This is a genomic window from Mesorhizobium sp. WSM4807 (assembly GCF_055811615.1).
This window is the reverse complement of record NZ_JBVVQY010000002.1, coordinates 215,728-228,555: the sequence shown is the minus strand read 5'-3', so window position 1 is coordinate 228,555 and position 12,828 is coordinate 215,728. Positions and strand designations below refer to the sequence as shown.

Sequence of the window (12,828 nt, the reverse complement as noted above, 5' to 3'; positions counted from 1 at the left end):
TGGCTAGTACCGTTTGAGGCCGACATGCAGTTCATCGATCTAGGCGCGCAGCGCGAGCGAATCCGCGACAGGCTGAAAGCAGCCATCGACCGCGTCGTCGACGAGGGACGTTATATTCTCGGCCCCCAGGTCACCGAATTCGAAAACAAGCTCGCCGCCTATATCGGCACCAAGCATGTCGTCGCCTGCGCCAACGGCACCGACGCGCTGCTGCTGCCGCTGTTTGCGGCCGGCATCGGCCCAGGCGACGCGGTATTCGTGCCGAGCTTCACCTTCGCCGCCACCGCGGAAGTGGTGGCGCTGGCCAAGGCCGAGCCGGTTTTCGTCGATGTCGATCCGCAGACCTACAATATCGACATCGCCAGCCTCGAAGCGGCCATCGCCATGGTCAAGGCGGAAGGCCGGCTGAAGCCAAGGGCGATCATTCCCGTCGACCTGTTCGGACTTGCCGCCGATTACAAGACGATCATGGCAATAGCCAACCGCGAAGGGCTGATGGTGATCGAAGATGCCGCGCAGGCGATCGGCGGCTCGATCGACGGCAAGATGTTAGGTTCGTTCGGCGCGGTCGGCTCGACCAGCTTCTACCCGGCAAAGCCGCTCGGCTGCTATGGTGACGGCGGCGCGATGTTCACCAATGACGATGCGCTGGCCGAACAGCTCCGCTCGTTCGGCTTCCACGGCAAGGGCGAAACCCAATATGACAATGTCCGCGTCGGCATCAATTCGCGACTCGATACGCTGCAGGCGGCGATCCTGATCGAGAAGCTGGCCATCCTCGAAGACGAGATGGTTGCCAGGCAAGCGGTCGCCAACCGGTATGCCGAAGGCCTCGGCGACATCGTCAAGGCGGCGCGCAACCTGGACGGCAGCCGTTCGGCCTGGGCGCAATATGCCATCGAGACGCCGAAGCGCGACGGGCTGAAGGCACATCTTGGGGGAAAAGGCATCCCGTCAGTGATCTATTATGTGAAGCCGCTGCACAGCCAGATCGCCTACCGCAACTATCCGCGTACGCCCACGGGCCTTGCCGTTTCGGAGGAGCTGCCGAAGCGCATCCTATGCCTGCCCATGCACCCCTATCTGAGCGAGGCCGACCAGGACCGGATCATCGAGACGATCCGCAACTATATCGGCTCGAATTCGGCGCAAATCGCCGCGGCGTAAGCGCGTAATCTCCCCCCTTGAGGGGGAGATGGCCGGCAGGCCAGAGGGGGTTCCCACGCGTGAAGCGCCGACTTCCCTCTTTCGTTTCCATATGCGTCGCACCTGCTGAGGCGACCCCTCTGTCGCCTTCGGCGACATCTCCCCCTCAAGGGGGGAGATTACTGGCCCGCAGGCCTGCCGCTTGCAATAAAATGCGGATTGGCGAAGTCCACGTCATCGCCCTGGTTGCGCTTGCCGTAGGCCAACGGCTGCCCATCGAGCGTGCGCGTCATCCCGCCTGCAGCGCGCAACACGGCGTCGCCGGCCGCGGTGTCCCATTCCATGGTGCGGCCGAAGCGCGGATAGACGTCGGCCTCGGCGCCGGCGACAAGACAGAATTTCAGCGACGAGCCGACCGAGACGATCTCGGCAGCGCCCACCGTGCGAATATAGGCTTCGGTCTCCGGCGTATTGTGGGACCGGCTGGCGACGATGGTCAGTGGCGCCACACCCGCCCTCACCGAAATCGGCCGCCGGCCGATGATCTGGTAGTCGCCATTGACTTCGATTGCTTCCGCACTGCCCGGCCGGCCGGAAAAGAAGCGTCCGGTGCATGGCGCGAAGACGACACCGATCTCCGGCACGCCGTGGCGAACGAGCGCGATGTTGACGGTGAAGTCGGTCCTGCGATTGACGAATTCCTTGGTGCCGTCGAGCGGATCCACCAGGAAGAAGGCGTCGTCGAGATCGGGCGGCACGATGCCGGCCGATGCCTCTTCCTCAGCCACGCAAGGGATATCGGGGAACGCCGCGCGCAGCCCAGCGAGAATGATCTTTTCGCTCTGGCGATCGGCTTCGGTCACCGGCGAGCTGTCTGATTTCTGGTCGACCGCGCAGCCGGCATCGAAGACGCGCATCACCTCTCGCCCCGCCGCCAAGGCAAGGCGCTCGAACACGCCGAGCATCGCTTCGTCGTCAGATGCCGCCGCCGCTATCGTATTGGTTTTCGGCAATGTCGCGCTCGTTCAGCCAGAGTTCCAGGGCCTCTACCATCTCCTCGGCAGACTTGCCGAGTGTCTTGAGATGGATTTCGGGGTTTTCCGGGGCTTCATACGGTGAATCGACGCCGGTGAAATTTTTGATTTCGCCATTCAACGCCCGCGCATAGAGACCCTTCGGATCGCGTCTGGCGCATTCCTCAAAAGGTGTGTCGACAAACACCTCGACGAATTCACCGTTGGCCATCAATTCCCTGGCCATGCGCCGCTCGGCGCTGAATGGCGAAATGAAGGAAACAATGACGATCAGCCCGGCATCGGCCATCAGGCGCGCCACTTCCGCAACGCGGCGAATGTTTTCGACCCGATCGGCGTCGGTGAAGCCAAGATCGCGATTGAGGCCGTGGCGGACATTATCGCCATCCAGAATGTAGGTATGGCGGCCGGTGGCGAACAGCTTCTTCTCGAAAAGGTTGGCGATGGTCGACTTGCCCGAGCCCGAGAGCCCGGTGAACCAGAACACGGCGGGCCGCTGGTTCTTCAGATCGGCGCGGCCGTGCTTGCCGACATCGAGCGATTGCCAGTGGATGTTTTCGGCGCGGCGCAGCGAATGCAGGATCATGCCGGCGCCGACCGTGGCGTTGGTGATGCGGTCGATTAGAATGAAGGCGCCGGTCGTTCGGTTCTCGGCGAACGTATCGAAGGCGATCGGCGCCCGCGTCGAGATGTTGCAAATGCCGACCTCGTTCATTTCGAGCGACTTGGCCGCCTCATGAGCAAAGTCGTTGACGTTGACGCGGTATTTCAGGTCGGTGACGGTGGCGCTGGTCTGATCGGTCTCGGTCCGCAGGATGTAGGACCGGCCCGGCAGCAGCGCGTGCTCGTCGAACCAGACGATGTTGGCGGCGAACTGATCGGCGACCTGCGGCCGCGCCGACGGTGACACCAGCATATTGCCGCGCGAGACCTCTACCTCGTCGTCGAGGACAAGAGTGATGGCCTGGCCGGCGACCGCTTGGCTCAGATCGCCGCCATGCGAAACGATGCGCCTGACATGAGAGGACTTGCCGGATTTGGCGACAACGACCTCGTCGCCTGGTGAGACGGAGCCGGACGCAATCGTGCCGGCAAAACCGCGAAAATCGAGATTGGGGCGGTTCACATACTGCACCGGAAAGCGGAACGGCAGTTCGACAACGGCTTCATCGACCGACACGGCTTCCAGATGTTCGATCAGCGTCGGGCCGGAATACCATTCCGTCTTGTCCGAGCGGCTGGTGACATTGTCGCCGTAACGGGCAGACATCGGGATGGGCACGATCGTGTCGAAGCCGAGCTTGTGCGAAAATTGCCGATAGTCCTCGATGATGCGTTCGAACACGGCCTTGTCGAAGCCGACGAGATCGAACTTGTTGACGGCGAGCACGATGTGCCGGATGCCCAACAGCGAGGCGATGATCGAGTGGCGCCTTGTCTGGCGCAGCACGCCCTGCCGGGCGTCGATCAGAACGATGGCCAGATCGGCGGTCGATGCGCCCGTCGCCATGTTGCGCGTGTATTGTTCGTGGCCGGGCGTGTCGGCAACGATGAATTTGCGTTTCGGCGTGGCGAAAAAGCGATAGGCGACATCGATGGTGATGCCCTGCTCGCGCTCGGCCTCGAGGCCATCGACCAGCAGCGCGAAATCAACGTCGTCGCCCGTCGTCCCGTGTTTGCGCGAATCACGCTCGAGCGCGGCAAGCTGGTCCTCGAAAATCTGCTTGGTATCCGAAAGCAGGCGCCCGATCAGCGTCGACTTGCCGTCGTCCACCGAACCGCAGGTCAGGAAGCGCAGCAGCGACTTTTGCTCCTGCACCGCCAGATAGTCACGAATGCCATCGGTGGGCGCGAGGCTCTCGGCCGTGATGTGGCGCATGCTCAGAAATACCCCTCGCGCTTCTTCTTTTCCATCGAGCCGGCTTCATCACGGTCGATCAGGCGGCCCTGCCGTTCGGAGGTGCGGGCCGTCAGCATTTCGCCGACAATGGCCTCCAGCGTATCGGCGCCGGATTCGATCGCGCCGGTCAGCGGATAGCAGCCGAGCGTGCGGAACCGCACCAGCCGGTTCTCCACCGTCTCGCCGGGACGCAGTTCCATACGGTCGTCATCCCTGAGAATGAGCATGCCGTCGCGTTCGACGACCGGTCGCTCCTTGGCGAAATAGAGCGGCACGATCGGGATGTCTTCCTGGAGAATATACTGCCAGATATCGAGTTCGGTCCAGTTCGATAACGGAAATACCCGGATCGATTCACCGGTCGCGATGCGGGTGTTGAATATCTTCCACATCTCCGGCCGCTGGTTCTTCGGATCCCAGACGTGCTGGGCGTTGCGGAAGGAGAAGATCCGCTCCTTGGCGCGCGACTTCTCCTCGTCGCGACGGGCACCGCCAAAGGCTGCATCGAAGCCGTACTTGTCGAGCGCCTGCCGCAGCGCCACCGTCTTCATCACATGCGTATGGGTGTTCGAGCCATGGTCGAAGGGATTGATGTTGTCGCGCACACCATCCTCGTTGACATGCACCAGGAGATCGAAGCCGAGCTTCTGCGCCATCTGATCGCGAAAGGCGATCATCTCGCGGAATTTCCAGGTCGTGTCGACGTGGAGAAAGGGAAAGGGCGGCTTGGCCGGATAAAACGCCTTCATCGCAAGATGCATCAGCACGGAGGAATCCTTGCCGACCGAATAGAGCATGACCGGCTTGGCGAAGGCCGCCGCTACCTCGCGAAAGACATGGATGGATTCAGCCTCAAGCCGCTGAAGGTGCGTAAGCGCGATGTTCATGGACTGTAAGCGTTCTCTCGTGCCAATCCAGACCTTGCATCGATGCATCAGGCGCAATTTTCAGCGGCCCGGTTCAAGCTTCACTTCTGGACAATGTGTCTTCGTGCGGGCCTTCTAGCAGATCGCCATCGTTTATAACAATGCAAGACAGGCCTGACCTGGAGTGGTTCGGGAATGAATTTTCCACGCGGGGACCAGAAACCGAAAATTCCTGCTCAGCGGGCGATGGGCTGGCGATCCAAGAAAAATATCCCTGAAGGGCCGAGATCAGCCTGTGCGGCGCTGGGACAATCGCAATCCTCTTCTGGACGCAGTCCTGATGATCTTCCTGGTTTCAGGGCATATCCTGGGTCAGGACGCTACCCTGATGGAAGAGCGGAGCCGTCGCCAGGAGGCGCTATGACGAAGCTCCGATCGGAACAAACAACTTGCCACCGTTGTGGTCGATCTCGATCAATTCGTTCTTCTGGGCCGAACGGCCTGCAAATCCTTTGTGGAAGATAATGGCGTTCATAAAGGCGAACGTCATTGCAAGCGCCTCGGTCCGCAATGGATAATCGACGAGTGAATGGATGAGAAGAAACGACACGGAAAGAAACGCCGCCTTTTGAAGGGGATCGCGACGAACTTTGGTAAGCGCCATAAAAAGCATTACGAAATAAAGCGCTATTAACAAAACAGCAAGAGCTCCGCCTTCGAAAGCTATTTCAAGATATTCATTGTGAGCATGATTTACATATTGCTTGAAAATCATCTCTTCCTTTTCATATATCTGGTAGGCCTTTTGAAAATTTCCAAACCCAATGCCAGTTGCCCAATTCTCTTTGATCCCCTCAATGGTGGTGCGCGCAAACTCGCCTCGCCCGAAAGCTGGATCGATCGCCTCGGCATCGATCTTCGTCCATGCGCCTATCGTATAGGCCGAAAGGCCTATGAAAACGGCAAGGATGCTGAGTCCGCTCACCTTGGAACGCGCTGAAAGAAAGACTATCGACAGTACGGTGATCGCCAATCCGATCAGAACGCCGGCACGCGAACCGGCGGCCAAAAGGAGCAGCAAAAGCGTGGCCAGCCCGAGCGATCCGGACAAAAGATGTCCTCGGAACAGACCGTAATAAGCGACGAATGGGATAGAAACAAAAAGTAATGCCGCAAAATGATTCTCGTTGGCAAAAAGCCCGGCGTTGATCGTGAAAGGCAACAATCCCTCTATGGCGATGTCATCCGAGAGCGAATATTGAATCGCGCCAGCCAAGCCGTTGCAGATAACACCCAAAAAAAAGAACGGCAGAAGCGCACGGACCTGCTCGACGCGCAAACGCAATACGCTCAAAAAAAACGCCGCCAACGCCACCAGATACAACAGACATTCGATCGTCCGTCCAACGCCGACACTGACGAAACGAAATCGGGTTTCTCCAACCAGCCCGGAATCTGCGAGCAACGGCTCCGGTCGCAATCCGCTGAATATAGCCGCAGGCAGCGGAACGATTTGCAAAATCACCAGCCCCACAGCGAACATAAGCAGCCACAGAACAGAATGGGGGATTCTTTTGCCAGAGGTCTGTGAAAAGACCGCCGCCGCCGAGACAATTGCCGCGACCTCAATCAGCGTGTCCGTGTAAAGGCCGCTTGCAGTGCCACCGCCGATCAGCAGCGATATAAACAGAACCGATCCGAGGAGATATTTCTCCCATTCCGATGGCCGGTTGCTCAAGATGAAAGTCTCTCGATGCTCAATTTGTGCATTACCAACGTGCCGACATATCGAAAGCGCCAGCTCTCGGCAATGGCGGCAGTTTCCAGCTTCAATACTTGCATGGGGCACCCAGCCGGTCCAACCGAAAAATCCAGACTGAGCGCCTGACGATTGTATGTACCCTCCGGAATATTGAACCGCGCTATTTCGCTGCCCGACCCCGCGCACCTGATCGACCAGAACAACTCCTTTGGAAGCTTCAGGTTTCTTGCAGACGCAGCCAGAGAAATCTTGTAGGAGCCTGTAGGCAGTTGGATATACTGTTGAAGAGCTGTGTCCTTGACGGGCGTATTCAGGAAGCGGACCGTCGCTCCACCCTCACCTTTGACCGCATCTTGGGATGTTGCAAACGTAACTTCCAGGCCCGACTGATCGCCGGCCTGCCAATCAAAAGGCTTGCCGCTGGATACAGGCTCGAATGTGCTGTTGAAAATATATCCGCCCAATTTCCGTTCTTGATCGGACAGGCTGAAAAGAAACAAGCGGTACGCTTGTTCATATTCTTTGTGACGAATATTGCCGTGGATCACATGGGACAATTCGCTCGAGTTTGGTGGCGCAGTTGACCCGGTTAAATCGAGCAGCAGCCGATTTGCGAATTCGAGCCCGTCGGGGGTTTTGCTCAGCGCGACCAACAGTTTGGCCCTCCAGGGCGCCGCGGCCCAGATGGCTGCCAGCACAGCCTGGTATCCATCGGGGTTCGAGAGGATTGTCGGCAGCCCCTCGGCGATTTCAGGAAATTGATCTGGCCATCGCCGCAGCAAAATATCGATCTCGCCGACGGCCTTTGACAGATCGCCCGTTTCGATCGAGCGGCCTATCGACCTCTGGAGCGCGTGGATCTCGGTCTTGGATAATTTTCGAGCTTGATCGAAAAATTCGTAGGCTTGGTCTTTTGCGCCCTGCCGGTACTTGATTTCGCCGATCAGGCTATAGAGACGTGCATCCGCAAGGTCAAAGCGAAGCGCGCTTTCGGCCTTGGCAAGCAATGCGTCGAGATCCGGAGCATTGCTTGTATCGTTCAGGTCGTCGGTAATCTCGCCCGTCAAGGCATTGACGTTCAACGGATCCAGCGCGAGGGAAACGGTTGGCGTTTCGGTTTCAAGAAATCGACTTAGCCCGATCGACGAAGCCGCCAACGCTAGAACGGATGCGACGAACCAAACGCTTGAACGCCGGAGATTTTGCATAAGCGGGCTGATCTGCTCCGTCATCGACTTTGCCCTCAATTTTCGGGGTGCCGTAGTCGTAATACTGGTAATTCATATACTTGTAGGCGTAGTTGTAATCGAACTTGTTCACCGCAAACTTCGACATCGCGGCTCCCACCACATTCGCGCCGGCAGCTCGCAGACGCTTCAACGCCGTCTTCGCCGACTTGCGCGTCACCTGGTTGGTAGAGATGACCATCAATGTTCCCTCGGCAAGCCGGCTGAGAATCGGCGCATCTGAAAGGCCGACGATCGGCGGGGCATCGATTATGACAAGATCGAAGCGCTTGCCGAGATTCGTGATGATCAGCGCCATCTTCGGCGAAGAGAGCAGGTCGGCGGGGTTCGGCGGGATCGTTCCGGAAGTCAGAACGGTCACATTAGGATATTTCGTCGCCCTGAAGATGCTTGCCAGATCCTCCTTGCGGACGGTGTTTGTCAGCAGATTGCTCAATCCGATTGTGTTGTCGAGGCCAAACAGCCGGTGAAGGTTTGGCTTTCGCAGATCGCCGTCGACAATGAGAACCCTTGCACCGAGCGCTGCAAAATCCTGCCCGAGCTTGAACGACGTGGTCGACTTGCCTTCCGAGGGTTCCGAACTCGTGACCAGCAGCGATCGCGGCGCCCCTTCGGCGCCGGAGAACTGCAATGACGTTCGAAGCGAACGGTAGGCTTCGGACAGTCCTGATTTCTGATCGGCGATGCTGGCTATGAGTTCCCGGTCATCGACAAGCGGCAGGATGCCGAGCATCGCCAATCCCAATTCCTTTTCGACCTGCTCAGGATTGGTGAAGGTGTTGTTCAACAACTCGATGATATAGATAATTGATGCGCTCAGAGCCATGAAAAGAAACAGAGCGATCGCAACATTGATGATCAATCGCGGAGAATAAGGGCTGCCAGGCTGTGTTGCTAAATCAACGATTGCGGCACTTTGTGACTTGAGCTCTGAGCTGACGCCAACCTCGTTCAGCTTGGCAATAAGGCTGTCATACTGCGACCTATTGGAATCAACCTCGCGCTTCAGGATCGTGTATTTGATGTTTTTGTCGTTGAAGATAACCTGCTGCATCTCCATCTCGGTGAGCTTTGACTTGAGGTCGGCCTCCTTGTTCTGAGCTTCCTGGTATTTCTGTCGCAGCGAATCGGTTATAGTCAAAACGCCATTGTTATAAAGCCGTTGCAATTCCTTGATCTGCGACTGAAGCTGCTGCATCTCCGGAAAACCAGGCTTCAATATGCCCAATTTCTGTTGATACTGGCTGGTCAAATCGGCCAGCTTGTCGCTGAGCTTCTGCAGACCTTCGCTCTCCAGGACTGGGCCAAGGCTCGCGCCGCGACCTTTGTCGATTTGTTCCACCACCCGGCCGGCATCGAGACGTTCCTGGATTGCTGTCGCGAGCGCAGTGTTCAGAGCCTCGATATTCGACCCAATCAGCGATTTGTCGTCGCCGGTTATCGTAATGCCCGCATCCTTTGCGTAAGCGACGAGTTCCTCCTCCGACTTCTGCAGCTTTTGCTTTACCTGCAAAACCTGTTCCTGGATGAATTGCCGTGCCAGGTCTGAGGTTTCGCTGGTCTGATCGAGGCGCTGGTCGATAAAACTTTGCGCAACCTGATTGGCTATATCGCTTGCATATTTCGGATTCTGGTCGGCAAACGTAATCGACAGCAGGCTGGTGTTGGGGACCAAATTGACTATGAGGTCAGCTCGAACGCGACCGATTGCAATCGCCTCACGTTCCTCCGGGGTTGTCTCTTCAATGGCAGGTGATTTGGAAATTCCGAACGCACGATAGAAAATATTGCTAAGCGAGAAGTCCGGCGTCGGAAACAGGAAATCCGGCTTTTCGCTAAGCCCTAGCTGGAACACCACGCGCTGCGCCAAAGCCCGGCTTTTCAGCTTTTCCCGGGCGGTTTCAAAGACCAGATAGTCGTCGCCGGCTTCAGAGACCACTTCAATGTCCTTGAAGACCTTGGCCGAAGGAACCAGCACTTCCAATTGCGCTGTTGCCCGATATTTTGGCGTCTGCATCATGGTAACGACGATGCCGGCGACAAGTCCGCCCGCGACCATCATGACGATCAGCCACCGATACTGGACAGCGTAAAAAAACAGCCTGAGCGGATTGAAGCCCTCGTCCTGCTCCGCGTAATCGCGACCATACGCGCTATAGTTTTGCGCACCGTCATAATACAGGTCGGGGGACAAGGCTTGGCCATGCCCTGGGCCGGCGATTTGATGCTGCCTGTTACGATCGAGCATGGTGCGTGGCAACCTTGGGTTTGTCTCTGTGCGTAATTCTGACCGGCCGTGACTTACAATCCGGGGACCACGGCAAGTCTCGCCGCACTCGAGGCGACACCGAGAGCGTCCTTGAGATTGTTCATCGCAATTTTCGATTTCGAGGCGAAGACGACAACCTTGTCGCCGCCATAGATGCGTGGATTGCGGCTCTTGCCGGCGCGAATCTGCTCCACATCGTAATTTGCGACCAATGTGTTTGGGCCGATATTGCGGTAAACAAACACCTTTTTTGCATCGCCAACGGCATTGAACCCTCCGGCAAGGGCGACCGCGTCGATGAGGGAGGAATTACTCGACACCGGAAAGATACCGGCCCTGGTGACTTCGCCATCGACGGTAACGCGCTGTCCGATCGATTCCTTGATGTAGACCGACACATCGGGTGACTGCAGATAGTTGGCGCCGTAGGCCGTTTCGATTTCCTGCTCAAGCTGACGCACGGTCTTTCCTGCCGCGGTGACGGTCCCGATAAGTGGAAGCGAAATTTGCCCGCCGGCGTCGACTTGAACGGTTCTGTTCAGATTGTCGACCTGGAACACATTCACCTCGAGCACATCGTTCGGCGACAAAGGCTGCTCATTGCCGTTCTGGGTGTTCTGCGGCGCAGGCAGTTCCTTTACGACCTGCAGGGCACCGCCGCCCGAGAGCGGCGCCGACGATGACGTCAGTTGCAGCGCATCGACCGAAGTCGGCGAAGACGATGTCGTCGACGAGGTGCTCGTGCAGGCAGACAAAGAGAGCGAAGCGAGCAAGACAACCATCGTCCCTGTATGGCTTTTTGCGAAATGAAAAACGCCCATCACGCTGTCCCACCCTTCAACAAGCGACCCAATCCCGCGAAGCGACCGGCGTTGCCGGGGCTTGGCTTTTTCGAGCGTGCCTTTCCGACCGGCTCGAGAGTCCGGTTCGCCAATATTTCGCCTGGACGTTTCAACACCATGTTGCGCGCCTCGTCTTCCCCACATCGCTTCGCCGCCGCGGCGACGGCCTGCGCAAGCCCAGGTCGCCGGCGGGTGGCGCCATGGGTGTCCGATGCGATAATATCCACCCTGCCTTCGTCAATCAGCCTTTCCGAATAGTAAAGCGCTGTGCGTCCAAAAGCACCGACAATCGAGTCTGCCGTCAGCTGAACAAGGCAGCCGATTGCATTCAACCTCTCGACAACATCGTAATTCGTCTTGATCCAGGTCAGCCGCTCAGGATGGGTAAGAATCGGAATGAACCCGGCGTTTATGAGGCGCAGAGCAAGATCTTCCAGTCTTGGCGGTAGAACATGATGCGGCGGTTCGAATAGAAAATAACGCGATCTGTTCAAGGTCGGCACGCTACCTAGCGCCAATTGCTCCGGAAGATCCGGCGCTATATGCACGTCGGCGCCGACGTAAAGAGCAAGCGGTATTGCGGCGCGGCGTAGCGCCTGCTCCAACTCTTGAACCGCACGGGCAATATTTGCCGATCCGTTTTCGTACATGCCTGGCACGATATGCGGCGTACACGCCATATGGGACGTTCCATCGGCCACCGCCAGCCGCGCCATTTCCAGCGATTCAGGAAGACTGGACGAGCCGTCATCAAGACCGGGCAAGATATGGGAATGCAGGTCGATCATTGGCGTTTGTGGCCACATTGAAGCAACGTAGCAACTTCTCCCGGATAAAAGGTAAATGCGCCACCCGCACGATAGCGAATGACGCATCCATCAAGTCCATGCAGTGCGGTAGAACTCAAGCTATTCGCTGACAGATGGGATGAAATCGCCCAAGACGAAGCGCATTCAGCTTCAACTAAAGTGAGCGGTATGGTTAATGAATTTCATCAGCATCTCCGGCTCCACCCGGCGCACTAAGGCTGATGCACAGAGGCATCGCTATACAACAGGGCAGTCACACGCCACTGCTATATTACCCACTGGGCGGCGGCTTAAGGGCTGACGCCGTCGCCGTCATCCTGCGTTGCGGAAAAAACACCAGCCGTGCCAGCCATGCCCCCAAAAATAAAAAGCGGAAGGCGGGAGTTGGCGGCCGCGCCCGGGGCAATCTGCCCCGTATGCTCAGGGCTCACACCAACGGCAGCCGTCTGCTCAGAGCCCACGACCTTCAGGCAGATATTGTTCTCGACACGGGAAATGTCGAGGCTTGAATTCGCCGGCACATCCAGGTTGCAGCCACCGACATTGACGGAAGCCGATCCCCTGGCACCGACCACTATGCGGCTGCCGAAATCCAGGGCACTTCCCGCTTTGGCCGGGCCATAGCCGGCGGCTTGCGAAACCATGACGTCGCCATTGGCGCGCCCGATGGAACCAATCGAATTCGCCGCTCCCTGATAGGGAGTCGTACAAGTGCATGGCGTGTCCTGGGCGAAAGATGAAACCGGGCCGAAACCGATCGAGGCGACAAATCCGGCCAACGCACTTTTAACTATAACGTTCATTCGTTTCGATCCTTTTTGTCCCGCCGCACCTCGGCCCCGCCCAAGTACCAAGGAATTGACCAAGCGCGTAACAGCTTTTTGCTTTGATTCCAACCTGTTTGGCATTTGCGAGATGAATTTTTGGCTTCCGCTGTGTTTCATTGGACACAC

General features: G+C 57.6%; 10 protein-coding genes. 1 reads left to right on the top strand and 9 read right to left on the bottom strand.

Going from position 1 to position 12,828, the window contains the following annotated elements; genetic code table 11:
- Positions 1 to 24 precede the first annotated feature (24 nt).
- Entirely contained in the window at positions 25 to 1,167 is a 1,143-nt protein-coding gene (locus AC0L3N_RS03405; RefSeq protein ID WP_473545602.1) for a DegT/DnrJ/EryC1/StrS family aminotransferase, read from the top strand.
- A 158-nt stretch (positions 1,168 to 1,325) separates the two neighbouring features.
- Here AC0L3N_RS03405 and cysQ read toward each other — a convergent pair whose 3' ends face one another.
- The 9 genes from cysQ to AC0L3N_RS03360 form a co-directional block, all read right to left on the bottom strand.
- The gene (gene cysQ, locus AC0L3N_RS03400) at positions 1,326 to 2,111 is read right to left on the bottom strand and encodes a 3'(2'),5'-bisphosphate nucleotidase CysQ (protein WP_165848499.1); all 786 of its coding nucleotides are present in this window, start codon (positions 2,109 to 2,111) and stop codon (positions 1,326 to 1,328) included.
- 10 nt (positions 2,112 to 2,121) lie between these two features.
- The gene (cysN, locus tag AC0L3N_RS03395) at positions 2,122 to 4,059 is read right to left on the bottom strand and encodes a sulfate adenylyltransferase subunit CysN (protein WP_473545600.1); all 1,938 of its coding nucleotides are present in this window, start codon (positions 4,057 to 4,059) and stop codon (positions 2,122 to 2,124) included.
- A 2-nt stretch (positions 4,060 to 4,061) separates the two neighbouring features.
- A complete protein-coding gene (cysD, locus tag AC0L3N_RS03390) occupies positions 4,062 to 4,967 on the bottom strand; it encodes a sulfate adenylyltransferase subunit CysD (RefSeq protein WP_473545598.1) in 906 nt (301 codons plus the stop codon).
- A gap of 397 nt (positions 4,968 to 5,364) precedes the next feature.
- Positions 5,365 to 6,684 (bottom strand): O-antigen ligase family protein, encoded by a 1,320-nt coding sequence (locus AC0L3N_RS03385; protein WP_473545596.1) that lies wholly within the window; start codon positions 6,682 to 6,684, stop codon positions 5,365 to 5,367.
- Positions 6,681 to 7,940 carry a tetratricopeptide repeat protein gene (locus AC0L3N_RS03380; RefSeq protein WP_473545594.1) on the bottom strand — a complete coding sequence of 420 codons (1,260 nt, stop codon included), beginning with the start codon at positions 7,938 to 7,940 and terminating at the stop codon, positions 6,681 to 6,683. Before AC0L3N_RS03380 ends, AC0L3N_RS03385 begins: the two co-directional genes overlap by 4 nt.
- Positions 7,828 to 10,203, bottom strand: coding sequence for a GumC family protein (locus AC0L3N_RS03375; protein WP_473545592.1), 2,376 nt, complete (start codon positions 10,201 to 10,203; stop codon positions 7,828 to 7,830). The genes AC0L3N_RS03380 and AC0L3N_RS03375 overlap by 113 nt, the downstream gene beginning before the upstream one ends.
- 53 nt (positions 10,204 to 10,256) lie before the next feature.
- Positions 10,257 to 11,045, bottom strand: coding sequence for a polysaccharide biosynthesis/export family protein (locus AC0L3N_RS03370; protein WP_473545590.1), 789 nt, complete (start codon positions 11,043 to 11,045; stop codon positions 10,257 to 10,259).
- On the bottom strand, positions 11,045 to 11,854 hold the full coding sequence (locus tag AC0L3N_RS03365) for a tyrosine-protein phosphatase (RefSeq protein WP_473545588.1): 810 nt from the start codon (positions 11,852 to 11,854) through the stop codon (positions 11,045 to 11,047). Before AC0L3N_RS03365 ends, AC0L3N_RS03370 begins: the two co-directional genes overlap by 1 nt.
- Positions 11,855 to 12,165: 311 nt before the next feature.
- Positions 12,166 to 12,819 (bottom strand): hypothetical protein, encoded by a 654-nt coding sequence (locus tag AC0L3N_RS03360; protein WP_473545587.1) that lies wholly within the window; start codon positions 12,817 to 12,819, stop codon positions 12,166 to 12,168.
- Positions 12,820 to 12,828 lie beyond the last annotated feature (9 nt).